We start from the raw sequence: 24,613 nt of genomic DNA, 5'->3' as shown, positions 1-24,613 counted from the left end.
TATGACCCGTTTGTACATTCAAGACGTCACGCTGCGCGACGGTATGCACGCGATGCGGCACCAGTACGACCTTGGACAGGTCCGCGCCATCGCGCAGGCACTGGACGAAGCCGGCGTGGACGCGATCGAGGTCGCACACGGCGACGGGCTGACCGGGTCGACATTCAACTACGGTTTCGGGAAGTGCACAGACGAAGCCTGGATCGAAGCGGCGGCGTCGGTGGTCAAGTCCGCCAGACTCACGACATTGCTCATTCCCGGTATCGGCACGATCGACGACCTGCGCCGCGCACGGGACATGGGCATCACGTCGGTTCGTGTCGCGACGCACTGCACCGAAGCGGATGTCGCGGCGCAGCATATCGCGGCCGCCAAGGACATGGGGATGGACGTGTCCGGTTTCCTCATGATGTCGCACATGAATACGCCGGAGCGTCTGGCTGCGCAGGCTGCCCTCATGGAAAGCTATGGTGCGGACTGTGTCTATTGCACCGATAGCGGCGGTCGCCTGACCATGCGGGACGTGAAGTCGCGGTTCGATGCCTACGCAAAGGCTCTGAAGCCGACGACCCAGCGCGGCGCGCATATGCACGAGAACCTGTCCCTCTCGGTCGCAAACTCCGTCGTCGCAGTCGAGAACGGGGCCTACCGTGTCGATGCCTCACTCGCCGGCATGGGCGCGGGCGCTGGCAACACACCGATCGAAGCGTTCGTCGCGGTCGCCGACCTTTATGGCTGGGAGCATGGTTGCGATCTGTTCAAACTTCAGGACGCCGCAGAGGACCTCGTGCGACCTTTGCAGGACCGGCCCGTCAGGGTCGACCGCGAAACCCTGACGCTTGGCTATGCCGGGGTTTATTCGTCCTTCTTGCGGCATGCCGAACGGGCCGCCGAAATGTATGGACTGGATACTCGCGCGATCCTGACGGAAGTGGGCGCCCGGGGCATGGTCGGCGGTCAGGAAGACATGATTGTCGACGTTGCGCTGGACATGGCGAAAGCGAGGGAAAGCGCATGACCTCGCCGCTTCCCCTCGACGGTGTCAGGGTTCTGGATGCGACGCATGTGATCGCTGGCCCTTACGCCACCTACCAGCTCGCGCTGATGGGGGCGGAGGTCACGCGCGTCGAGCGTGTCATGGGAAACGATTTCGTGCGCACGCACGGCGGGACGGAAGACATGCGGAAGCGGCGTCTCGGAGCGTCTTTCCTCAGCCAGAACGCCTGCAAAAGATCGATTGCGCTCAACCTCAAGGACTTTGACGCCGTCCGCGTGTTCAAGTCGCTTGCCCGCGAGGCGGATGTCGTGATCGAGAACTTCCGTCCAGGCGTCGTGGACCGCCTCGGCATCGGCTACGAGGAACTGCTCAAGGTTAATCCGCGGCTGATTTACGTCAGCATGAGCGGATACGGGGCCGAAGGTCCGATGGCCGAGTTTCCGGCCTACGATCATATCCTTCAGGGGTTCACTGGTCTCATGGCCATGACGGGAACCGAGGACAGCGGCCCGATGCGGGTTGGGTTCCCGATCACCGATTACATCGCCGGGCAGACCGCTGCGAACGCCGTGCTGATGGCACTTATTCAACGCGACCGGAACGGCGTCGCGTCCCAGAAGGTTGAGCTGTCCATGCTGGATAGTGTCGTGAGCATGATGTCGGCTTATGGTGTCGACTATCATACGACAGGCAATCTCCGAGGCCTCGAAGGAAACACCCCATTCTCAGCCAGTCCGTTTTCAGGTCGTTTTTCGACCCAAGAGGGCTATCTGGTCGTCACCGCGAATACAGGCCAGCAGGCGCGTGCGCTTTGCGAGATCCTGAAACAGCCGGGCTTACTCCGGGAGGATGACGACGACGCTGTGCGCGACGCCTTGGCGGAAGCCTTTTCGGCCAAGGCTGCTCTGGATTGGGAATCAATTCTAAACGAAGCGGGTGTCCCTGCTGCGGCCGTGCGCGACCTGGCGCAGGTGCTCGACCACCCCCAGCTCGCGTCCAACGGCTTGATGCGTGACCTTCCCGTTCCGCAGGTCGGCAGCAGTGTCCCGGTCAGCGGCTTGCCGGTGCGTTCGAGTGGCTGGGCGCAGCGCGAGCTGACGCCCGCGCCGGAGTTCGGTCAGGATACGCGCGCGATCCTGACCGCGCTTGGCTACGACTCCCGGCAAATCGATCACCTGCAAGCCAAGGGTGCCATCGACTATGAACCATCGTTCGAAATCGGAAGGACCTCGGAAATGTTCAAGGCACTGGTTGTCGAAAAGGACCCGGACGGCAAGACATTTGCAAAGGTCTCTGACCTGACCGAGGACGACCTGCCACCCGGAGAGGTGACCGTCGCTGTCGAGTATTCGAGCCTGAACTACAAGGACGGACTGTGTCTTGGTTCCGGCGGCGGGCTTGTTCGCGAATACCCTCATGTGCCCGGCATCGACCTTGCCGGAACGGTCGAGACGTCCTCGGACCCGCGCTACAAGCCCGGCGACAAGGTGGTCCTCACCGGTTGGCGGGTCGGCGAGATCCATTGGGGCGGATATGCCCAGAAGGCCCGCCTGAAGGCATCATGGCTCGTGCCGCTTCAGGACGGATTGACAACGCGGCAGGCAATGGCAGTCGGGACCGCGGGACTTACGGCCATGCTTGCTGTCCTGGCGCTTGAGAAACAAGGGCTCACACCGGAAGCCGGCCCCGTGTTGGTAACCGGCGCGTCCGGCGGTGTCGGGTCGGTCGCAACGTCGATCCTCTCGAACCTTGGCTATGAAGTCGCGGCGGTGACCGGGCGCCCTGAAGGAGCCGACTACCTGCGTTCGCTCGGGGCCAGTGAAATCGTTCCGCGCGACGAGCTTGCCGAGGTTTCCGAAAGGCCCTTGGAGAAAGAGCGTTGGGCGGGCTGCGTCGATGCCGTCGGCGGCCCCATGCTCGCGCGGATCCTGGGCCAGATCAAGTACGGCGGGTCCGTTGCCTCGATCGGCCTGGCAGGCGGTGCCGATCTTCCGGCGCGGGTCATCCCGTTTCTCTTGCGCGGCGTGAACCTGTTGGGAATCGACAGCGTGATGCAGCCCTACGACAGTCGCGTCGAAGCGTGGCGTCGTGTTGCGACCGACCTTCCCCTCTCTAGGCTCGAAGAGATATCGACCGTGGCCAGTCTCGAGGACCTCCCAGCATTGGGTGAAGCCATCCTGGCCGGGCGCGTCAAAGGTCGTGTGCTCGTCGATCCGAACCAGTGACCGGAGCCGGCCAGGCATCCGAACGCCGGGCCGTTGAACGCTTTACAACGCTCGAGGTTTGTCAGCGACGCCTAGGCCTGCGCTTCGATGGCCTTCAATCGGCTGTGCAGCCTGCGGATATGAAGCCGCGCGGCCTTTTCGGCCGTTTCGGAATCCCTGGCCGCTATGCCTTCGTAGATGTGCCTGTGATCTTCGGCGGTCTGGCTCAGTTCGTTCGGCGTAAGATGCGCTTTCATCGTGTTCATCGCCAAGCGGATCTGGGCCTGCAGATCGTCCAACGAACGTGCAAGCTCCGGGTTGTCGGCCGCGTCCCGGATCAGCGCATGGAACCGCATGTTCGCTTTCTGACGGGCGACCGTGTCCGCCTTGAGAATGAGGCTTTCGTGCTCCTCCATCGCCGCTCGGATGTCTTCGATTTCCTCTTCGCTCGCGCGCAAGGCGGCGAGGCTCGCCGCCAACCCTTCGAGGACTTCCCTCAGTTCGAAGAGCCGGATCGTGTCGGAGAGCTCGCAATTCACGACCTCAACGCCCCTCCGCGGCCGCTCGACGGCGAGCCGTTGGCGCGTCAGCTTCTGCACGGCTTCGCGAACCGGACTCCGGCTGACGCCGAGTTTTTCCGCAAGTGCGGGGGCGGTCAATCGCGTGCCGGGTGGGATTTCTCCCGAGAGGATCTGTTCCCGCAGGTGCTCATACACGTTGTCTACGATGCGGTTTGCAGAGCCCGCTCTGAAATCGGCCATATCCTGATATCCACACTGTCTGACGAGGTTGTATCTCTTCACTCGAAGATACCAACAGACGCATCCGTGACGCAATAGAAAACATGTTGCATGTTACATGTAATTATGGGAGAGTCTGACGAAAGTCGTTCCGGAAGAGGAGAATACATGGCTGCGCCGATCGAAGAGCTGGTGGATCTGGATCGCAACGAGATTTCGCCACAGGTGTATTGCAGCGAGGAGGTCTACCGACGCGAAGTCGAGACCATCTTCGCCAAGTCTTGGCTCCTTCTGGGTCACGAAAGCCAGGTCCCCAAAGCAGGCGACTTCTTCACGTCGTCCATGGCGGAAGACCCCGTGGTCGTCGTGAGGCAGCGCGACGGATCTCTGCGGGCGTTCCTCAACCAATGCAGGCACCGTGGCATGCGCGTATGTCGGTCCGAGGTCGGGAGCGCCCGGTCCTTTATGTGTCCCTACCACGGGTGGACTTACGGGCTGGAAGGCGATCTCAAGGCCGTGCCGCACGAGGAGCAGTATGGCGAAGGGTTTGACAAGCAAAGCTGGGGGCTTCGCCAGGTCACGCGCCTCGAGACCTACAAGGGTCTGATCTTCGGGTGCTGGGACGAGGATGCTGTTCCCATCGAGGAGTACCTTGGCGACAGTGCCTACTACCTCGATCAGCTCGTTGACCGCCTGGAAGGGGGGACCGAGGTGATCGGCGGGGTCCACAAGTGGCTCATCGACTGCAACTGGAAGATGCCGGCCGAGCAATTCGCCAGCGACATGTATCACGCGGCTTCCGCGCATGTATCGGCCGTGCAGGTGTTCATGCCCGAGGACTACGATCCGCAGGTTCACAGCATGGATCAGCGCAAAGGGGCGCAGTTCTGGACCGAAGGCGGTCACGGCGGGGGATATTTTTTCGCGGATACGCCGAACCCGGCCGTTTGGGTCGATCCGGTGGCGCAGGACTGGCTGCGTGACACGTTCGACGAGGCGTCGGAGCGACTGGGACGTTCGCGGGCAGCGCGCGTCAGCGGTCACAACACAGTCTTTCCCAACATGTCCTGGCTTAACGGGACGAACACGTTGCGGGTCTGGCACCCGCGTGGCCCAAACCAGATCGAGGTCTGGGCCTGGGTAATCGTCGACACGGCCGCTCCGGTCCACGTGAAAGACGCATTTCGCCGCGGAGCGCTGCGCGCATTCGGGCCCTCGGGGATGCTCGAGCAGGACGACGGCGAGAACTGGGTCGAGGTGCAGAAGGTGCTGCGCGGCTCCACCGCCGCACACAACCCCTTGTGCTACGGCATGCTAGAAGGTCGGGCAGACCAGGCCGAGCCGGACAGCGCGGCCAGCCATGGCCCCGTCTTTTCGGACAACGCGGCCCGCAACTTCTATCGCAGATGGCTCGAACTCATGACGGGGAAGAGCCAGCGGGAAATCGAAGACAGGGGGGTGGTCAATGGCTGAGGACCACGAAGAGTCAGTCGACATGGCGACGCATTTTGCCATCTCGCAGTTTCTCTACCGCGAGGCTGAATTGCTGGACGACCGGGATTTCCGGGGTTGGATGACCTGTTTCTCAGAGGACGTCCACTACTGGATGCCGCACCGCACGAACCGTCCGCCGCGAGAGCGGGCGCGGGAAGTGAGCGCCGCTAACGAACTCGCGATCTACGATGAATTCCATCAGGACCTCAAGGCTCGTGTCGCGAAAATCGAAACCGGCAAGGCTTGGGCAGAGGAGCCGCCGTCCCGCACCCGACACTTCGTGTCGAATGTGCGCGTGACGCGGAAGGACGCGGATTTTCGCGTCCGCTCGAACATCCTTGTCATCCAATGCCGTAACGACCTCGACGAACATCTTTTCGTCGGCGAGCGCTTCGACCTCTTGCGCTCCGATCCGGAAGGTTCGGGCGGCTTCAGGATAGCCGAGCGCAAGATAGTTCTGGATCAGGCGACGTTACGCGCGCCAAGCATCAGCATTTTCTTCTGAAGGAGACTTAGACGTGACAACTGTACTCGAGAAGCACACCGAGGAAAGCACTTCGCGTTTCGCGACAGTCGACAGCATCCGTCTGCACTACCACGAGGCAGGCGAAGGTGAAGCTCTGGTGATGTTGCACGGCGCCGGTCCGGGTGCCTCCGGCTGGAGCAATTACTGGCAGAACGTCGAAGAGCTCTCCAAGTCATACCGGGTCATCCTGCTGGACCAGCCCGGCTACGGCAAGACCGACAAGGTCATCCCGGAGAACGAGGCGCGGTCGGAGTTTTCGGCCCGCCTGCTTGTCGGGCTGCTGGACCAACTTGGCATCGACAAAGCGCACATGGTCGGCAACTCGTTCGGTGGCCGGACGTCACTCGTCATGGCTTTGCGGTATCCCGACCGGGTCGGGCGCTTGGTCATGATGGGTCCGGCGGGTGGCAGCCTGAACATTTTCATGCCGGAGCCGACCGAGGGCATGAAGCTGCTTCACGGCTTCTTCAAGGAGCCGGGGCCGAGCCGCGAGAAGATGCGTCAGATCGTCGATACGTTCCTGTACAACAAGGAGCTTGCGACCGATGCGCTCGTGGACAGCCGCTACGCTGTGGCAGTCGAACCGGAAACCCGCAAGTTTTACGAGCATTTCCTGTCGACCCCCGACAAGCGGGAGCCCGAACTCTGGCGCGAACTGGAAAAGATCAAGCACAGAACGCTGCTGGTCTGGGGCCGCGACGATCGGACGAACCCGTTCGAAGGCGGGCTGTTCATGCTCAAGCGGATGCCGGATGCCCGGCTTCACGTTATTCCCCAGTGCGGTCACTGGGTGCAATACGAGAAATGCGACGAGTTCAATGCAATCCTGACGTCATTCATCGAGGCGGCGTGAGCGTGGGAGGTTCTGAGATGAGTGTCTTTGCTTTGGGATACATCGGGTTTCGGACGGACGGTGCGATCGAGGAATGGCAGGCGTTCGGACAGGATACGCTCGGGATGAGCGGAACAGTGGAGAGCGGTGTCCTTCGCCTCAGGTCGGATGACCGGGCTTTTCGTCTTCAGGTCGAGAAGGGCGAGCCCGGCTTGGCTTTCGTAGGCTGGGAAGTCGCGAATGACGAAGCGCTGGCCGAGGTCGTTCGACGTCTCGAGGCGGCAGGTCATGAAGTGGAGCCCGCCTCGGCCGAAGATTGCCGGGCGCGCGGCGTTCGCGAAATGGTGCGCAGCGTCGACCCTGCGGGCACCCGCCTCGAGTTCTTCTATGGACAGATGTGTCCACAGTCGCCCTTCATCTCGCCGACCGGGACGCAGTTCGTTACAGGCGACCTCGGTCTGGGTCACGTGGTGTTCCAGGTGGATCGGTTTGACGAGACGCTGGATTTTTACCGCAGACTACTGGGTTTCCGCGTGTCCGACATCTGGCAGGGTGAGAACGGCACCGCCACGTTCCTGCACTGCAATGCGCGCCATCACAGCCTCGCCCTGCGCCCAGGCGGTGACCCAGGCAATCCGCGCATGATTCATTTCATGCTCGAAGTTGCGACCCTCGATATGGTCGGTATGGCGCAGGATCGTGGATACGACGCGCTGACCCGACGCATGGGCCGGCATTTCAACGACATGATGCTGTCTTGCTATTTCCGGACTCCGAGCGGGATAGAGGTCGAGTACGGCACCGGCGGTATCCAGATCGATGATGCGACTTGGACCGTAAGCCTGATCGACCGGCCGAGCGGCTGGGGACATCAGGCCCCGTGAGCCGCGATCCGAACCTAGATCGCGGGCCTGCCCAAAGGGTCCTCGTAACGGGTGCGGCCTCCGGCCTGGGGCGGGCCATTGTCGAGGGATTCCTGACACGGGGCGCCTCGGTCGTGGGTCTGGACCGATCGCGGGAACGCCTCGACGCGCTTTCGGCCAGCCTAGGGGGCGCACCTTTCGTGGCCGTCGAAGGCGATGTCACGAACTGGGAGGACAACCGCCGGGCCGTGGAGGCTGCCGTGGACCGTTTCGATGGCCTCGATTGTTTCATCGGAAACGCCGGTCTTTGGGATTTCGGCACGCGCCTGCTCGACCTGCCAGTCGAAAAGGCGGGCGAGGCATTCGACGAAGTGTTCGCGGTGAACGTCAAAGGCTACTTGCTTGGCGCGCGCGCTGCGGCGCCCGCTCTGGCCGAAGGGCGCCAGCCGTCGATGATCTTCACCCTGTCGAACGCGGCCCTGTATCCGGACGGTGGAGGCGTTCTGTATGTGACCTCAAAACACGCAGGCGTCGGGCTGACGAAACAGCTCGCGCACGAGCTCGCGCCCGATATCCGGGTCAACGCGGTCGCGCCAGCGGGCATGATTACCGAGTTGACCGGACCACCGGCCCTGGGGCGCGCCGACGAACGAATGCGCGACAATTGGGACCCCGCGGTTTTCGCGTCCCGCGTGCCGCTGGGCTTCACGCCGGACCCTTCGGACTACGTGGGACCTTACCTGTTCCTCGCCGACCAGGCCGCGTCTGGGACAATGACCGGAGTGGTTCTGCCTGCGGAGCTCGGCCTCGGTGTGCGCGGGATCCGGGCCCTGACCGGTGGGGGCGCCAGGAATGCCTGAGCCGGAGATCGGGCGCGTAGCCCACGGTTCCAAAGATGCTTCGCAAAGGGCGGACCTCGACTTCACGCTCGTTCGGATCGAGGGGTTCGCGTTTCGCGTTCCCGTCGAGATTCCCGTCGAGACATCGTTCGGAAAAATGCGCGATCGGCCTGCTGTGTTCCTGCGCGTGGAAGATGGCAACGGGAATTTCGGTTGGGGTGAAGTGTTCGCCAACTGGCCGGCCAGCGGTGCCGAACACCGCGTGAACCTGCTGATGGACGACGTCGCCGATCTCGTGCTTCGCAAAAGGTGGTCGACCCCCGCCGAGATGTTTCACGAACTCGAAGAGGCGACACTTATCCGCGCGCTCCAATGCGGGGAGCCGGGGCCCTTCGCGCAGGTGATCGCCGGGCTCGACATCGCTGTCTGGGATCTCGTGTCGCGGCGCGCTGGACTTCCGCTCGCGAAGCTTCTTTCGTCAGCCCCGGCGACGCGCGTGGAGACCTACGCCAGCGGCATCAAGATTGACGCGGCCGACGTGCTTGTTCCCCGGGCGAGAGCGGCCGGGTTCACACGCTACAAGGTGAAGGTGGGCTTTCATGAGCGCGATGTGGACAAGCTGGAGGACGCTTTCCGGCGCCTCAATCCCGGGGAATTGCTGTGCGCCGATGCGAACCAGGTCTGGTCATTGCCGATGGCCGCAGATTTCCTGAACCGCATTCGAAAGGCAGGTGTCGCGCTCGGCTGGATGGAAGAACCTCTGCCGGTTTTTGCCCCGGCGCAGGAGTGGGCGACGCTAGCAGAACTCGGCACACCGCTCGCCGGGGGCGAAAACATTGCCGGTTTCGCAGCATTTGACCGCGCCATTCGCGAAAGCGGCTTTAGCGTCGTTCAGCCCGATGTCTCGAAATGGGGCGGTGTCACGGGATGCCTCGATGTGGCAAAGCGTACCCGCGCGGCGGGCAAGACCTATTGCCCGCACTTTCTCGGCGGCGGTATTGGGCTCGCCGCTTCTGCGCATGTCCTGGCCGCGGCCGGGGGAGACGGGGTGCTCGAGGTTGACGTGAATCCCAATCCGCTGAGATCGGCGTTCCAATTCGGCGAGCCGCCTCATGGGGCCGGGCACTGGGTAATCGGGACCGAGCCCGGACTCGGTTGCACGGAATTGCCGGCCTCACTGTTGCCCTACCTTTCCCATCGCCGGGAACGTGCGGCCTGATGTCCACGCAGCTGGCGATTGTCGCCGCGCTCGCCGCGGCGGTCGTCTGGGCCCTGAACATGCACATCCAGCGAAAGGCTCTGGACACCACGGATCCGCTCCTCGGTGCCTTTCTGTCGGTCTCGGCTGTCGCCGGAGTGTGCTGGCTCGCGTCACCCTGGTTATTGGACTGGTCATGGTGGATGACGCCGGCCGCCGCGTTGTTCGCTGTCACCGGATTGCTTTTTCCCGGCCTCGGACAAACGTTGCAAGTCTACTCGGTCGCGCGTGTCGGCGCGACGCTGACCGCGTCATTGGGTGCGTTGACGCCGGCCTTCGCCGTACTGATAGGGATATCGATTCTGGGCGAGAGAATGACGCTTCCCGCGGCGCTTGGTCTAGCTCTCACGATATTCGGGCTGATCTGTGCGACCTGGACGCGGCGGGGGAAGCCGCGCGCATTCCCGTTATGGGCTATTGCTCTTCCGCTCGCTGCAGCCCTTGCGAGGGGCATTGCACAGCCGGGACTGAAGGTGGGTCTGGAAGACGTGCCCAGCCCGTATTTTGCATTGCTCGCGGCATCGAGCGCGGCCACACTCCTGCTCGGATCAATCGTCTGCTTGTCCAGACCCGCCGCGCTGGGAACGTGGCATGGTGGCAATGCGTGGTTCCTTCTGACCGGGGTCATCAACGGGGTTGGCATCCTAGCGTTGAACTTCGCGTTGAAACACGGGCCGCTCGTGATTGTCTCACCCTTGGCCGCAACAGTACCTCTCTGGTCGCTCCTCTTCGGGTTGACAATTTTTCGTAGGGAAGCCCTTGGACTTCAGCACGTCGTGGTCGCGTTTTTGATCGTTTCTGGGTGCATAATGCTGGTTGCGAACTGACGACCCGCGGATATTGGGCGCGCGGCCGGTGATAGCGAAACCTGGCTGTAGGCGGCGCGGGGACATGCCAGAAACTGCAAGAATAACGAAACAAAAGCCTGTGCCGAGTACATCCTCCGCAATTGTGAGCTCTGAGGGATGCTGTGGGGCTTTTTCCTCCAATTCTGTCGATGCACAAAAGTGGTTCCCCACCGGTCAGGAGACCTTCTGCCAAGGTCTCGTTCTTCGCGAAGAAATCTTTCTTGCCGGCGAACACGTACTCGTCCACCGCATAGGCGGCAAACTGTCGAGCTCCGCGGCTCAGGCTGGATTGCTGCGGACAAGGTCCTTCCAGAGAAACCGGGAGTCTTTGGTTTTTGCTTTTGAGTATGAGGACATCAATGGGCACCATCACAGGTGTTTGCACCGATCCAGTCCTCGATGTCCGTCTGGCGGTATTTCACCAGGCGGCCGACGTAATCGCGACGCGGGCCACCATACGATCACACTCTTGAAATCCTGCCCGGTTCGGACTGGCAATAACCTATGTGTGACCATAGATGCCCCTGAATACACACAGGAGCCGACAGAACTTGCGCCAGCGCCTTTCCGATTTTCTCGACAGACCATCGACGCGCTACGCGATCATCGGGGTGATCCTGTTCAACGCGGTCATTCTCGGACTTGAGACGTCCCAAACCGTCATGGACACCGCCGGCGGTCTGATCGTCGCCCTCGACACGGCCTGCCTCGCGATCTTCGTCGCAGAACTTCTGGCCAAGCTTTACGCCCGCGGCCTGCGCTTTTTCCGCAGCGCCTGGAATGTGTTCGATTTTCTCGTCGTGGGCATCGCGCTCATGCCGGCCACGGGCGCCTTGTCCGTCCTGCGGGCGCTGCGCATCCTGAGGCTGCTACGGGTGATATCCGTCGCGCCGACGCTTCGCCGCGTGGTGGAGGGGTTCATTTCTGCTCTCCCAGGGATGGCCTCGGTCTTCCTGCTGATGGGCGTGATCTTCTACATCGCCGCGGTCATTGCGACAAAGCTCTTTGCCGCAACCTTTCCCGAGTGGTTCGGTTCGCTTGGCAGCTCTCTCTACACGCTGTTCCAGGTGATGACCCTGGAAAGCTGGTCCATGGGCATCGTCCGCCCTGTGATGGATGTGCATCCAGAGGCCTGGATGTTCTTTGTACCCTTCATCCTGATCACCACCTTCGCCGTGGTGAACCTGGTGGTCGGCCTGATCGTCAATTCGATGCAGGACGCACACGCGGAGGAGACCAACGCCGCCACTGACGTTTATCGTGACGAGGTCATCCGTCGTCTCGTGGCCATCGAAGAGCAGCTGAAGGCCGCAGACGAAGGGGCTGACCGTCAAGCTTCCGAGGCTGCGGGGTTTTCACCAACCCGCTCGCGTGGGTAAGACGCCATCAGGAACGGCGATAGCATCCTGCTGTGTGGTTTGTCATTTCCGCTGCTTTTTTCCGTGCTCCCTATCGGGCAACCATATCGCGCCGCGAACGAAATCTTTTGAATTGGCGCGCAACTTCGCTATGAAGAGGTCCGCTCACTGCCGGAAGGTCACTTTGGGCGCATGACTGATCTGTCACCGAGCCGAGGCCGGCGGCAGCCCCTGCAATTGGAGACACAGAACTTGGACGGCACTGATTCACCGCCCTACGTTCCCCCTTATCCCGATCGGTTCGAGACCCCGCCTTCAACGCTGAAACGCGTTGCTCTGGCGCGCCGGAGCTTTCTGGATATCTGGTCGACGGCGGATTTCTCGCAGCGCATCGCCTGGGTGAAAGTCCTCACGCGCGATGTGGCTTTCGTCAATGCGCCGGATCTCGTGAAACAGGTGTTTCAGGACAATCACCCCCTGCTTCAGCGCAAGAGCCCGCAGATGCGTCATGCGCTGGAACTCCTGCTCGGCGACGGGCTTTTCGTGAGTGACAGCGAGGTTTGGGCGGCGCGGCGCAAGATCGTCGCGCCGATCATCCACGGCTCCAGAGTGCCCGACTTCGCACCGGTCATGATCCAGGTGATCGAGGAGTGCCGCGACCGTTGGGAGGCCATGGGTGAGGGCGCCGAGATCGACGCCTCTGCGGAATTCGCGTGGTTGACGTCAGAGGTGATCTGTCGCGCCATCTTCGGCCAGACGCTGGGCGAGGCCTATGCACGCGAAATCGTGCTGGGATTTGCGGAATACCAGCGGCGGATCGACCAGCTCGACCTCGCCTCATTGATGGGTTTGCCGGAGTGGTTTCCACGGTTTCGCGGCTTCGGGGTGCATAAGTCGGCCCGTCGCATCCGGACCGTTCTGGACCGGATCATCGACCGGTTCGAGGCAGAGCGGACGCCCGATGACACCACGGTCATCGCGGCCCTTCTGGATGCGCGCGACGAGGCGGGTGCGCCGCTGTCGCGTGAAGTGATCCGCAACGAGGCCGCCGTGATCTTCATGGCTGGCTATGAAACGACCGCGAACCTGTTGTCGTGGGCGTGGTTCATCCTGTCGCAAGACCCCGTTTCGCGCAGGCGGCTCGAGGATGAACTCGACCGGGTCGTGGGGGACCGGGCGACGACCTATGACGACGTGGCGAACCTCCCGTACACCCGCGCGGTGGTTTCGGAAACGCTCCGGCTGTATCCGCCTGTTCCCATTCTCGCGCGTGAAGCGATTGGGGAGGTGAAGATCGGGCCGAGGGTGTTTCCCAAAGGTTCGCTTTTCATGGTCGTCGCCTGGCTGTTGCACCGCAACCCCACGCTCTGGCCCGATGCCGACGGTTTCCGGCCCGAGAGGTTTCTGGAACCCGACGACAGGTCGCGCATCAAGAAGCCCAACAAATATGCCTATGTCCCGTTCGCCACCGGCCCGCGCATCTGCGCCGGGATGGTGTTTGGCGAGGCCGAGGCCATTCTCGCACTCGCGGTCCTTGCACAGCGGTTCCGGCCTGAATTGAAGCCGGGTACGCAGGTGAAGCCGCACTGCCGGCTGACCCTGCGTCCCGGGGATTCCCTGCCAATGATCCTGCGCAAACGATAATGCCGGCCCCGGACCCGAAGAACCCCCGCTCGATTTCCGAGCTGTCGTTCGACGTCACCCGTGCGCCGCGCGATCCGCGACCGCCGCTCGCCTGGGCCTGGTCGGAGATGGCCGAACGCCGCCGAGCCTGGCGCTGGCATTGGCTCACCGATCCGCTGATGGGCACCGGCAAGCTGGCGATGCACCACCTGATGCGCCGGATGCCGGCCTCTGCCGCGTCGGGGGTGGGTGCCATGCTCGGGCCCGTGGCGCACCGGGTCAACCGCAGTGCGCCCTTCCTTGCCCATATGCGGGCGAACACCCAGAAGATCCTTGGCACTGACGCGGCGGGTGCCGATGCGGTGCTGGCGGACTGGTGGGTCAACACCGGTCGCATCTTCGCCGAGTTCGCGTCCGTCGAGAAGATCGCCCAGGCCAGCGATACCGATGCGCTGCGTCAGCAGCTGACGGCATTGGCCGAGCGTCACGGCACGATCATCTTCGTCTCGGTCCATGTCGGATCGTGGGAGTCGCTGTTCGGTGTGCTCCAACGGCTCATGAACCGTTCGGTGATCGGCCCGTATCAGCCGGAACCAAGCCGGTTCAGCAATCGCATCGTCGAGGAGTCCCGGAAGCGGCGCGGGATCTATGCGTTTCCGCCGGGCCGCAGGAGCGCGATCTACCTGTCACGCTTTCTGACGAACGGATCGGCGCACGGGTATTTCATGATCGACGAGATTCACAAAGGCTCGTCCCGGTTCCCGCAGCTCGGTCGGCCCGTGTCGATGGAATCCAACGCAGCCCGGGCGGTGAAGATCGCGATCAGGAGCGGGGCCACGCTCGTCCCCGTCGTGATGCCACGCCGCAGGGGCGTCGACTTCGACGTCCGGCTGTTCGACCCGGTCCCGGTCTCGGACGGGTCGTCCGAGGAGGCACGCATCCGGGCCACCGTGCGGGCGCTCAACGATGTGTTCGAGCCGGTTGTGCGCGATGAGCTGCGTCAGTGGTACATGCTGACGACGCTGAACCTGTGAACCGGGTTGTGCGTCGCCGCTAAAGGTCGATGACCACGTTGCCACCGGGTTCGGCGGCCCGGGACTGACACAGGATGATGGCCTGCTCACGCTGGCTTTTGGACAGGACGAAATCGCGGTGTTCGACTTCGCCCGAGACGAGGCCGCATTTGCACACGCCGCACAGCCCGTCGGAGCATTTCACGTCCACACGGTAGCCCGCGTCATTCAGCACGTCCGCCGCCGTTCGGTCTTCCGGCACGTCGAGCGTCTGGCCGGAACGGGCGAGGGTGAGCGTGAAAGGATGGTTCTCGTAGTCCGGCACTTCGGGCACTGAGAAGTATTCGAGATGGCGTGCCTCGTCCGGGAAACCCTGCCGCGTCGCCGCGTCGATCACGCCGCTCATGTAGCGGTCAGGGCCGCAGGTGTAGACGTGCCAGCCCGGGGCGTAGTCCGAGAGCAGGGTATCGAGGTCCGCGCGGGTGCCTTCGTCGGAGACATGCAGGCTTACCCGGTCGGCCCAGGGGGCGTTGGCCAGATCGTCGAGATAGGCCGCAGACACGCGCGACGGGACAGAGTAGTGCAGCACGAAATCCGCGCCGATGGCGTGAAGCCGGTGGGCCATCGCGATCATCGGCGTCACGCCGATTCCGCCGCCCATGAGGAACGTCCGGGTCGCGCTCTCATCCAGCGGGAAGTGGTTGATCGGCTTGGAGATGAAGATCTTGCGGCCTTCGCTGAAAATCCGGTGGAGCAGCATGGAGCCGCCTCGCCCTTCGTTTTCGCGCAGCACGCCGATCTGGTAGACCGAGCGGTCCGCAGGGTCGCCCGACATCGAGTACTGGCGCAGGTATTCCGGGGCCACGACGATGTCGAGATGCGCTCCGGCCTCCCACGGGGGAAGGTCGCTGCCGTCGAGCGTTCGAAACTCGTACTTGGTGACGTCCGGCGACATGGCCTCGGCCTTGGAGACGGTGACGCGCAGCACCGGGCTTTCGCCATCGGCGGTGTAGCGGTGGAGGACACTGTCGTCCCCCGCCTCGCGCCGGCGCTTGTACTCGTCCGCCGTGACCATCGCCTGATACGCTTCGATCCCTGCTTCGCGGTCCATCGGGAAGGGATAAGGCCACGGATGGGGGGCGAGGTTCGCGGGATAGACCGCGAGGGTCTGGTCCGCGTAGGTCAGCTTCAAGTCGGCTTGCAGGTCGCGGGCGTTCACGGGAGCCCGGGCGGGGCGGTAGCCGCCATCCTCGTACAGCTCGATGTCCCACCACCATTTCTTGACCGGGTTCAGCCCGCCGTTGTCGACCGCATCATCAAGCCTCGCCAGAAGCGGCGCGGCCTTCGGCAGGTTCATCGCGGCCCAGCGGAAAGGCTTCTCGGCGAAGAGCCCCTCAAGGTTCCACGGGCAGGTCTTCATGCAGCGCCCGCACATCGCGCCGCCCTCGGTGGTGATGCGGTAGGTCGCGCATTTCTGGCTGTCGGATTTCCAGATCTCGTAGCCGTTGAACATGAGTTTCGGACCGGCGGTGATCGCGCCGGAAGGGCATTCCCGCGCGCATTTGTTGCAGGACTCACAGAACGCCTGCATCCCGAAGTCGATGGGCTTGTCATGCGCCATCGGCATGTCGGTCGTCACCACGCCGGACTTCAGGCGCGGGCCGAGGAAGGGGTTGAGGATGACCTCGCCGATCCGGCTGACCTCGCCCAGACCGGAAAGCAGCAGGAGCGGCGGTTGAAGCACCTCGCCATCCAGAACCGTATGGGCTTTGGCCGAATAGCCAAGGTTGCGGATCTGCTTCGCGATGACCCCGCCCAGAAGCGAGAACCGCAGGTAGGCGCGCATCGACTGGGCGACGCTGATCCAGTCGTCGCCGCTCGCGCCCTCCATCGTCTCGTAGCCCTGATCCACGATCATGCTGATCGCCTGATCGTGGGGCGGGTCGATCTCGGCCCCCGTCGCGTCGTGGGAATACCATGTCCAGTCCGGGCAGCGGCTGACCCCGACCGCATCGATGCCGAGGAAATAGCTCGCAGCCTTGATGTTGGCGGCGTTGCGTTCAGCGTCCGTCGGGCGGGGTCCGTCGTCGGGTTTGCCGTCCTGCAACAGGACGAAGGCCCCGAGCATCCGCCGTTGCGCCATCGAGGGCGCGGCCTTGCGCGCGTAGTGCCCGCCCTTTGCCCCATCCTGCGCCGCCTTGCCCATGTCGCCGAACTGCGCGCGGGCGAACATGTCGGTGCGTTTGGGCACGCGGGCGACGTTGGGTTCGTCGATATAGGTCGTGGGCGTCTCCACCCGTTTGAGCGTTTCGAACGGGTGCGGGCCGTCGACGATGTCGCGCCGCGCGTAAGGATCGCCGTTCAGCGCCGAGCGCCGGAACCCGGCCCCGAGCCACCATGCGGGCCCCTTGGTGCGAAACGCGGGCTGGCGGGCGGCAGGCAGGAGCGCGCCGTCGTGGTGCAGGTCGAGGTCAGTGGTCACGACGGCCACGCCGAAGCGGTCGCCCAGGTAGGGCGCTTTGAGACGCCCGCCCTCGACACTGGCCAGACCGGCGGCCACGGTCAGCACGTTCAGGTCGACATCCGTGCAGGTCGCGGAATGTGCCTTGGCGTCCCAGCCCAGCAGGCGGATGTAGTTGGCGATGACCACGGCGGTTTCCGTGGCGCGCAGGCAGGCGCGATGGGCCTGCGCATCCGCAAGCCATTCGCAGCCCTTCTCGTCCGGTCGCGGGTCGCGCGGATGGTCGTAGAGAAAGACGATGGTGTGCTTGTGTCCGGCGATGGTGGTGGGCGGGGCCTCCATCGACTCCTTGAGGTCGGCCATGATCATGTCGATGCCCGAGGCCAGCGTCTTGGTCTGCTTTGTGCGCAGGTCGTGGGCGAGGCGCTCGATATCCGGATTGATCCGAGGCTGGTCGAGGAGCGCTGCGTCCGGCAGCGGGCCGACCCCCACCATCGCGGCATCGGAGAAGTACCCGAAGGCCTTGAGGTGATTGGCCCGCTCCGCCGGGTCGTCCGGGCACTCGGCCCGCGTCTTGTTCACGAGCCCGTCGCGGATCGCATCCATCATCGCCTGATAGTCACCCATAGCGTTCACGATGGAAGTGGGTGCATCGGGCCGACGGAAGTCTAGTGGCCGGTAGGGGGGCACCGAGGCGAGGTCGGGCATCGGTCCCCGCGCGAGCCGTTCGAGCGGGAAGGGCCCAAGGTGGACCGGACGGTTCTTGTCCGAGAAAAAACGGATGGTCATCGCCTGCTCTTCTCCTCCAAGCGCGGGGGCTGGTCGGGCCGTCGCAGCGACGTTCCGGCGCGTGCCGGCATCAGCGCCGAAAGTCCCGACCATCGCCTCCGAGTGCGGACCGCCTTCGACACTGCGTCGAAGCGGCCCAAGACTAGTGCGCCGCCAAGCGTGCGTGCCAATGTCGCGCGGGTCAATGCTGGTCCGAGACAGCCACCGCCACATCCAGAAGCGCCGCGCGGCCTTCGTTGCGGATCGCGTGAAGCGCGCGTTTGAGTGCGGCGGGAAGATCCTCGGCGCTGTCGACACGTTCAGAGAAGGCGCGGCTCGCCCCCGCGATGGCCGCGAAATCGGGGGTCGGTGCGAGCGAGGTCAGAGGCATCTCGTTGGCGCGCACCGCGTCGCCCTCCGGATAGGCTGTGACGACCGAGCGGCGCACCGCGTTCCACATCGCGTTGTTCTTCACGATGATAAGGACGGGCAGGCCCAGCGACTCGGCGATCTGGTGGCAGGCGACGGGATTGGCGAAGATGTAGGACCCGTCGCCCATCGCCGCGATGGTCAATTTGCCCGGACGCGCCAGCTGTGCCCCGAGCGCGGCAGGCAGCGCCCAGCCCAGCCCGCCGGAATGGGGGTTCGAAAACAGCCGGTTCGGCCCCTTCATGCGCAGCGCGGCGGGAACGAGGCCCAGTTCGCTGAAGATGACCGCGTCGTCATCCATGACCTCCGACAGGCAATGACTGAGCCATTCGGCACCCATCGGCTCGCTCGCGCGGGCCTCTGCGATCAGGGCGTCGCGGCGGGTGGCGCGATCTTGCGCTTTGGTTCGCAGGGTGGCGCGGCGGGACTCCAGCACCTCCGGGTCCGTCTGCATCGCCTGCGTGATGGCCTCGACAGTGGCCGCGGGGTCGCCGGTGATCGAAAGGTCGGAGTGGTAGCCGCGCACCGGCATCCGGGTGAAGTTCGGGTCGGCCCCGACATGGACGATCTTCGCGCCGTGGTCCGGCGATTGGGTCGCCTCGATCCACGGCACGCCGGAATCGATCACAAGGATCACGTCGGCCTCCCGCGTCAGATTGGGCGCATGGCCAAGTGCGGCGGGGTCGTCATGGGCCAGCAGGTTGCGCACGACGAAGGGTTCGACGGTGCCGATCCCGTGCGTGCGTCCAAGCTCTGACAGCGCGGCGGCGAGACGGCCCTCGGGATCTCCGCGCTGACAGATCACCAGCGGGTTCGTTGCGCAGGACAGGATGTCGGCCGCCGTCTGCACCGCGTCCGGGTCCGGTGCGGCAGCCGTCGCGGCAGGGCGCGGGGAGGGGTCCGAGCGGCGCGGGGCCTCGATCGTTTCGGCCAGAGGCTCACGCGGAAGGCTGAGGTAGACCGGTCCGCGCGGCTCGGACAGGGCAAGCGACACCGCGCGCGCGGCAAGCGCACCGGCCTGATCCGCATAGCGCATTTCATAGTTGAATTTCACTGCATCGCGCACGAGCGACGTCTGGTCATACATCTCCTGCCCGTACTGGATCGGCGTCATCCGGCTGCCTTCGTGCCCCACTTCGGTCAGGGGTGTGCGGCCCGACATCATCACCAGCGGCACGTTGTCGGAGGCGGCGTTGAGGACGCCCATCACGGCATTGGCGAGCCCCACGTTGACGTGAACCATGATCGACTGGGGCCGCCCGGTCGCAAGGTAATAGCCATGTGCCATGCCCACGCCCGCAGTCTCGTGCGGGACGGTCACGGGGGTTGGCATCTCGCCCGCGTCTCGGCCTGCAAGTGCCTCGATTGCCGAGGGAAAATCGGTTCCCGCATTGGCGAAGAGATAGTCGATCCCGCTCGCCTTCAGCCCTGCCAGGAGCGCCTGCGCCCCGGTCTGCGGCGTGGCCGTATCATCGTCGTCCATCAGTTTCCTCCCTCGGTCCGTTGCCGGAACGTGCCCATAAATTGTTCTTGTCATCCAACTTTAGCAACCGCAAACTGAGCGCGAATCTCATTTTGTGAGATTTTGGTTCGCTCTTGGGAGGGAGCGACGCAAACAGGGAGGAAAGAAAATGCGTAAACTCATTGCGACCGCAACTGTGGCCGCCGGCCTCGTGGTCGGCGCAGGCATGGCCGCGGCACAGACCGTGGGGATCGCCACGTCGAACCCCGGCTCGCTATTTCACAACATCGGAACCTCGGTCGCGAACGCGGCCAACAAGAACGGGCTCAACACGACGATTCAGCCCGCCACCAGTCCGAACCAGTTCATCCCCTTCGTGAATTCCGGCGGGATCGAATTCGGCGTCGCGAACCTTCAGGAGGTGAACTACGCCATCAACGGCGGCGAATGGTGGAACGGGGTCGAGAACCCGAACCTGCGCATCGTCGGGCATCTTCAGCCGCTCGTCGAAGCGATCTTCGTGCGCGCCGACAGCGACATCATGTCGGTGGCGGACCTGAAGGGTCAGCCGATGACCGACGGTTACACCGCACAGAACACGATCCTGCCGCAGCTCGCGGCCTTCTACTCGACAGCGGGCATGACCCGCGATGACGTCGAGAAGGTGTCTGTCGCTTCGGTGGTCGCGGGCGCGGATGCGTTCATGGCCGGCGACACGGTCGGCTTCATCTTCGCCCACGGCGCGGGCAAGGTGCGCGAAGCGGATGCCGCCGTGGGCGGCCTGCGCGCGCTGGGCGTCGGTGACGACAGCGACGAAGCGCTGGCAGCGGCGCGGGAGCATTGGCCGACCGCCTTCTTCACCGTCCTGCCCGAGGGTGCGATGCCGGGCGTGTTGGAAGACACGACCTATATCGCGTTCCCGCAGGTCGTGTTCACTCATGCCGGCGTCTCCGACGACGTGGTCTACGAGATGGCCAAGGCGATGTATGAGCAGGCTGCGGTCATGGGCGAGACATTCCCGCCGATGCGGGCCTTCAAGCCGGAGAACATGATGGGCGATCCCGGTATTGCCGAGTTCCATCCGGGTGCGCTGCGCTTCTTCGAAGAAGTCGGCATTAACTGAGGACCCCTCCGATGGCGGCTATGGATGAACGGGAGGCCGGGTCCGGCCTCCCCCCTTCGGTCTGGCGGCCGGTGGCCAACGTGCTGGCGGCACTGATGACGATCACGGCGATCTGCTGGGCGTTGTCGGTGAACCGGTACTTCGGCCTCGGTCTCTACCCGCAGCAATTCTTCGCGGCGATGCTGGTCTTCGTGCTGCCCGTCGCGTTCCTGACGCTGCCCGCCAGACAGGGGAGCGTGCGCACGAGGGTTCCCTACTACGACATCGTGCTCGCCCTCGCCTCCATGGCCGCCTTCGCCTTCATCGCGGTCAAGTATCCGCAACTCGTCCTGATGATCTTCGCTCGCCCGCTCGAGGTCTGGCTTCCGGGCCTGATCGCGATCCTGCTGACGCTCGAGGCGCTGAGACGCGCGACGGGCTGGGCGCTCGTCATCATCATCGGCGTCTTCATTCTCTACGCCCTGTTCGGCGACGTCTTTCCGGGCCGCCTTCAGGGGCGTCCGCAGAACTGGCAACTTCTGTCGGGCTACATGGCGTTCGATTCCAACGGCATCCTCGGGTTGCCGATGTCCATCGCCTCGACCGTCGTGGTGGCGTTCATCCTGTTCGGGGTCTTGCTCAACCTCACGGGCGGTTCGAAATTCTTCACCGACGCGGCGATCATCGGCATGGGCCGCTATCGCGGCGGGTCGATGAAAATCGCCGTGCTGGCGTCGGGCCTGTTCGGCTCGATCAGCGGCTCGGCCGTGGCCAACGTCGTCGGCACCGGCGTTGTGACCATTCCGATGATCAAGCGCGACGGCTACCCCGGACACAAGGCCGCGGCGATCGAGGCCGTGGCCTCGACCGGTGGTCAGCTGATGCCGCCGGTGATGGGGGCCTCGGCCTTTCTCATGGCCGAGTTCCTGGCGGTGCCGTATTCGTCCATCGTCCTCGCGGCACTGGTTCCGGCGGTCCTGTACTACATCGCGCTCTTCATTCAGGCCGACCTCGAGGCCGCGAAACTGGGTATCCGAGCCATCCCGAAGGAGGACATCCCGAGCCGGCGCAAGGTTCTGGTCGGTGTGCACTTCGCGCTCGCCTTCGCGGTGCTCATCTACCTGCTGTTCTGGCAACGCTACCAGCCCGAGCGCGCGGCACTCTGGGCGGCGCTGGCCCTGATCGGCACGTCGCTGGCCATCGGTTACGACGGTCTGCGCCCGAGCCTGCGCGTGATTTTTTCCGCGCTGTCGCGCACCGGGCTGGGGGTCGTGGAAATCCTGCTGATCTCGGCGGCCTCGGGCATCGTGATCGGCGTGCTGAACGTGACCGGCCTGAGCTTCAACCTGACTTATCTGCTGGTGCAGATCGGCGGTGGCAACGCGGTGGTGCTGCTCGCCCTCTCGGCCATCGTCTGCATCATCCTCGGCATGGGCCTGCCTACGCTCGGGGTCTATGTCCTGCTTGCCGCCCTCGTGGCCCCGGCGCTGGTCGAGGTGGGGATCGAGCCGATCGCGGCGCATCTGTATGTGCTCTACTTCGGCATGATGTCGATGATCACGCCGCCCATCGCGCTCGCCGCCTTCGCGGCCGCCTCCATCGCGAAGTCACCGTCGATGGCGACAGGCTGGGCAGCCATGCGCTTTGGCTGGTCGGCTTATGTCATCCCCGTGCTGTTCGTCTTCTCGCCGACCCTGATCCTGATCGGCGCGCCGTTGGAAATCGCGCTCGCTCTGGTGACGGCCATTATGGGGGTCTGGCTGGTGTCGTCGGCCCTTGCGGGCTACTTCTCGCAACGCCTGAGCCCGGTGAAACGGGGGCTGTTCGCGGCTTTCGGTCTGGCCGCCCTCGTGCCCGCAGGCATGTTCGAGGGCGCGATCTATTCCGACGCGCTCGGGGTTGTTGGAGGTATCGTGTTGATGATCACCGAGATGCGGCGTGACCGCGACGCGGCGGAGGTGCAGGCATGAGCGCAGGCGCCGGAAGTGCGGAGCGTATTCTGGGCATACTGGACCTGTTCTCCGAAAACAGGCTCGAATGGACGCCGGACGAGATGATGGCCGAACTCGGCTATACCCGCCCCACGCTCTATCGCTACATCAAGACGCTGAAGGACGCGGGCTTTCTGACGCAGAACGGCCCCCACGGGCTGACTCTCGGCCCACGCGTGGTGGAACTCGATTTTCTCATGCGCAAATCCGATGCCTTGCTCCTCGAGGGCGGCACGGTGCTGAAAAAACTCGCGGCCCGCCACCCGTCGACCGCGCTTCTGGTACGCTGGTACGGCAACAAGCTGCTTTGCGTGGCCTCCGAAGTGTCCACGCCGGAACCCAAGTCGAGCTATCCGCGCGGGCGGCCGATGCCGCTGGCGCGCGGGGCGATCAGCCGGGCGATCCTGGCCCACCTGCCGCGCCGTCAGATGCTCGCCAAGATCCATGAGAACCTGGCCGACCTGCGCGAACTCGGCCTCGGCGACACGGTGGACGAAATCGCCGAAGCCCTGCGCCAGATGCGCAAGGGCGGCGCGCTCGTCGCGCGGGGCGAGGTGACGGACGGTGTGGTCGGCATCGCGGCACCGGTCTTCGACGCGAGCCGCGCGCCTGTCGCTGTCCTGTGCATGACGGTCGACCGCGACACGCTTGACGACCGCAAATTGCAGGAGCTGTCCGATGTCATCTGGGCGGCTGGAACCCAACTGAGCGATGCCCTGACGCATATGCGAGTCGAGGACGTCGTCCTCGGAGAACTCTGAACGCACCAAGAGGTAGTGAGCGACATGAAAAAGATCGACATCTTCAACCACATCTGGCCGAAGCCCTTTCACGACGCGCTGATCGACCATGTCGGGGAGACCACGGATATCACGCGCCGCTCGGAAGCGGTGCCGATGATGACGAACCTCGACCGCCGGTTCGAGGTGATGGATATGTTCGGTGAGGATTACTGCCAGATCCTGTCGCTCGCCTCGCCGCCGTTCGAGAAATACGCGGACCCGGCCAAATCGCTCGACCTTGCCAGGATCGCCTCGGACAGCATGGCCGAGCTTTGCCAGCAGTATCCGGACCGCTTTCCCGGCTTCATCGGCTCGGCGGTGATGAACAACCCCGATGCCCTGGTCGAGGAGGCGCGGCGCAACGTCGAGGATCTTGGCGCGGTGGGGATGCAGATTTTCACCAACGTCGACGGCAAGCCGCTCGACCTGCCCGAGTTCGAGCCATTCTTCGAATACATGGCGGGGAGTGGCAAGGCGGTCTGGCTGCACCCCGCACGCGGCGCGAATTTCCCCGATTACCTGACCGAAGACCGCTCGGAATACGAGATCTGGTGGACCTTCGGCTGGCCCTACGAAACCTCGGTCGCGATGGCGCGGTTGGTGTTTTCGGGGCTTTTCGACCGTCATCCGGGCCTCAACGTCGTCACCCACCACGCGGGCGGCATGGTGCCCTATTTCGAGGGGCGCGTCGGCCCCGGCTGGGACCAGATGGGCGCGCGCACGACCGACCGTGACCTTGCTGCGGTGCGCAAGGCGCTCAAGCGTCCGCATCTTGAGTATTTCAAGGACTTCAAGGCGGATACCGCGACCTTCGGCTCGGCCAGCGCGATCCGCCATTCCATCGAGTTCTTCGGCGAGGACAACGTCCTGTTCGCCTCGGACGCGCCCTTCGATCCGGAGGCGGGCCCGATGTATATCCGCGAGACCATCCGCATCCTCGACGAGATGGACCTGTCCAACGAGACGCGGCGCAAGATCTATCAGGACAACGCCGTGAAGCTCCTCGGCCTGACGCTCTGAGGC

At 64.0% G+C, this 24,613-nt stretch carries 19 protein-coding genes and 1 pseudogene; 17 read left to right on the top strand and 3 right to left on the bottom strand.

All coding sequences use genetic code 11. The features are described 5' to 3' along the window. Position 1: 1 nt before the first annotated feature. From dmpG to B2585_RS11300, 3 genes and pseudogenes are all read left to right on the top strand, one after another. Entirely contained in the window at positions 2 to 1,018 is a 1,017-nt protein-coding gene (gene dmpG, locus B2585_RS11310; protein WP_292023099.1) for a 4-hydroxy-2-oxovalerate aldolase, read from the top strand. Next, a pseudogene (locus B2585_RS11305) lies at positions 1,015 to 2,112 on the top strand (CaiB/BaiF CoA transferase family protein); the annotation flags it as partial. The gene dmpG and the pseudogene B2585_RS11305, both read left to right, overlap by 4 nt. 120 nt (positions 2,113 to 2,232) lie before the next feature. Next, positions 2,233 to 3,222: an MDR family oxidoreductase gene (locus B2585_RS11300; RefSeq protein WP_292024025.1), complete on the top strand. Its 990-nt coding sequence runs from the start codon at positions 2,233 to 2,235 to the stop codon at positions 3,220 to 3,222. Between the two features lie 71 nt (positions 3,223 to 3,293). On the opposite strand, the gene B2585_RS11295 is transcribed toward B2585_RS11300, so the two are convergent. Then, positions 3,294 to 3,962, bottom strand: a complete 669-nt coding sequence (locus tag B2585_RS11295) for a GntR family transcriptional regulator (protein WP_292023098.1) — start codon at positions 3,960 to 3,962, stop codon at positions 3,294 to 3,296. Positions 3,963 to 4,109: 147 nt separating this feature from the next. Here B2585_RS11295 and B2585_RS11290 point away from each other — a divergent pair, with 147 nt between their 5' ends. The 10 genes from B2585_RS11290 (at position 4,110) to B2585_RS11245 (ending at position 14,616) form a co-directional block, all read left to right on the top strand. Beyond that, positions 4,110 to 5,414, top strand: a complete 1,305-nt coding sequence (locus B2585_RS11290) for an aromatic ring-hydroxylating dioxygenase subunit alpha (protein WP_292023097.1) — start codon at positions 4,110 to 4,112, stop codon at positions 5,412 to 5,414. After that, entirely contained in the window at positions 5,407 to 5,940 is a 534-nt protein-coding gene (locus tag B2585_RS11285) for an aromatic-ring-hydroxylating dioxygenase subunit beta (RefSeq protein ID WP_292023095.1), read from the top strand. The genes B2585_RS11290 and B2585_RS11285 overlap by 8 nt, the downstream gene beginning before the upstream one ends. Before the next feature lie 13 nt (positions 5,941 to 5,953). Next, positions 5,954 to 6,814, top strand: coding sequence for an alpha/beta fold hydrolase (locus B2585_RS11280; protein WP_292023093.1), 861 nt, complete (start codon positions 5,954 to 5,956; stop codon positions 6,812 to 6,814). A gap of 17 nt (positions 6,815 to 6,831) precedes the next feature. Beyond that, entirely contained in the window at positions 6,832 to 7,677 is an 846-nt protein-coding gene (locus tag B2585_RS11275; RefSeq protein WP_292023091.1) for a VOC family protein, read from the top strand. Further along, positions 7,674 to 8,516 carry an SDR family NAD(P)-dependent oxidoreductase gene (locus tag B2585_RS11270; RefSeq protein WP_292023089.1) on the top strand — a complete coding sequence of 281 codons (843 nt, stop codon included), beginning with the start codon at positions 7,674 to 7,676 and terminating at the stop codon, positions 8,514 to 8,516. The genes B2585_RS11275 and B2585_RS11270 overlap by 4 nt, the downstream gene beginning before the upstream one ends. Next, the gene (locus B2585_RS11265) at positions 8,509 to 9,714 is read left to right on the top strand and encodes a mandelate racemase/muconate lactonizing enzyme family protein (protein WP_292023087.1); all 1,206 of its coding nucleotides are present in this window, start codon (positions 8,509 to 8,511) and stop codon (positions 9,712 to 9,714) included. The genes B2585_RS11270 and B2585_RS11265 overlap by 8 nt, the downstream gene beginning before the upstream one ends. Next, positions 9,714 to 10,580 (top strand): DMT family transporter, encoded by an 867-nt coding sequence (locus tag B2585_RS11260; protein WP_292023085.1) that lies wholly within the window; start codon positions 9,714 to 9,716, stop codon positions 10,578 to 10,580. The genes B2585_RS11265 and B2585_RS11260 overlap by 1 nt, the downstream gene beginning before the upstream one ends. 572 nt (positions 10,581 to 11,152) lie before the next feature. Continuing rightward, on the top strand, positions 11,153 to 11,980 hold the full coding sequence (locus B2585_RS11255; protein ID WP_292023083.1) for an ion transporter: 828 nt from the start codon (positions 11,153 to 11,155) through the stop codon (positions 11,978 to 11,980). 231 nt (positions 11,981 to 12,211) lie between these two features. Then, on the top strand, positions 12,212 to 13,603 hold the full coding sequence (locus B2585_RS11250) for a cytochrome P450 (RefSeq protein ID WP_292023081.1): 1,392 nt from the start codon (positions 12,212 to 12,214) through the stop codon (positions 13,601 to 13,603). Further along, a complete protein-coding gene (locus B2585_RS11245; RefSeq protein WP_292023080.1) occupies positions 13,603 to 14,616 on the top strand; it encodes a lysophospholipid acyltransferase family protein in 1,014 nt (337 codons plus the stop codon). Before B2585_RS11250 ends, B2585_RS11245 begins: the two co-directional genes overlap by 1 nt. A 19-nt stretch (positions 14,617 to 14,635) precedes the next feature. On the opposite strand, the gene B2585_RS11240 is transcribed toward B2585_RS11245, so the two are convergent. Both B2585_RS11240 and B2585_RS11235 read right to left on the bottom strand, forming a co-directional pair. Next, positions 14,636 to 17,845, bottom strand: a complete 3,210-nt coding sequence (locus tag B2585_RS11240; RefSeq protein ID WP_292023077.1) for a reductive dehalogenase — start codon at positions 17,843 to 17,845, stop codon at positions 14,636 to 14,638. A gap of 181 nt (positions 17,846 to 18,026) precedes the next feature. After that, complete coding sequence (locus B2585_RS11235) at positions 18,027 to 19,736, bottom strand: thiamine pyrophosphate-requiring protein (protein WP_292023075.1); 1,710 nt, start codon at positions 19,734 to 19,736, stop codon at positions 18,027 to 18,029. Positions 19,737 to 19,884: 148 nt separating this feature from the next. On the opposite strand from B2585_RS11235, the gene B2585_RS11230 reads away from it, so the two are divergent. The 4 genes from B2585_RS11230 to B2585_RS11215 are packed head-to-tail and all read left to right on the top strand — an operon-like array spanning position 19,885 to position 24,610. Further along, positions 19,885 to 20,838, top strand: a complete 954-nt coding sequence (locus B2585_RS11230; protein ID WP_292023073.1) for a TAXI family TRAP transporter solute-binding subunit — start codon at positions 19,885 to 19,887, stop codon at positions 20,836 to 20,838. An 11-nt stretch (positions 20,839 to 20,849) separates the two neighbouring features. After that, positions 20,850 to 22,787, top strand: coding sequence for a TRAP transporter permease (locus tag B2585_RS11225; RefSeq protein ID WP_292023070.1), 1,938 nt, complete (start codon positions 20,850 to 20,852; stop codon positions 22,785 to 22,787). Next, the gene (locus B2585_RS11220) at positions 22,784 to 23,569 is read left to right on the top strand and encodes an IclR family transcriptional regulator (protein WP_292023068.1); all 786 of its coding nucleotides are present in this window, start codon (positions 22,784 to 22,786) and stop codon (positions 23,567 to 23,569) included. The genes B2585_RS11225 and B2585_RS11220 overlap by 4 nt, the downstream gene beginning before the upstream one ends. Positions 23,570 to 23,593: 24 nt before the next feature. Then, a complete protein-coding gene (locus tag B2585_RS11215; protein WP_292023066.1) occupies positions 23,594 to 24,610 on the top strand; it encodes an amidohydrolase family protein in 1,017 nt (338 codons plus the stop codon). Positions 24,611 to 24,613 lie beyond the last annotated feature (3 nt).

The organism is Maritimibacter sp. UBA3975 (assembly GCF_002384975.1).
Taxonomy (GTDB): domain Bacteria; phylum Pseudomonadota; class Alphaproteobacteria; order Rhodobacterales; family Rhodobacteraceae; genus Maritimibacter.
Note: the sequence above shows the minus strand (reverse complement) of the source record. Positions and strands in the feature narration are given on the sequence as shown.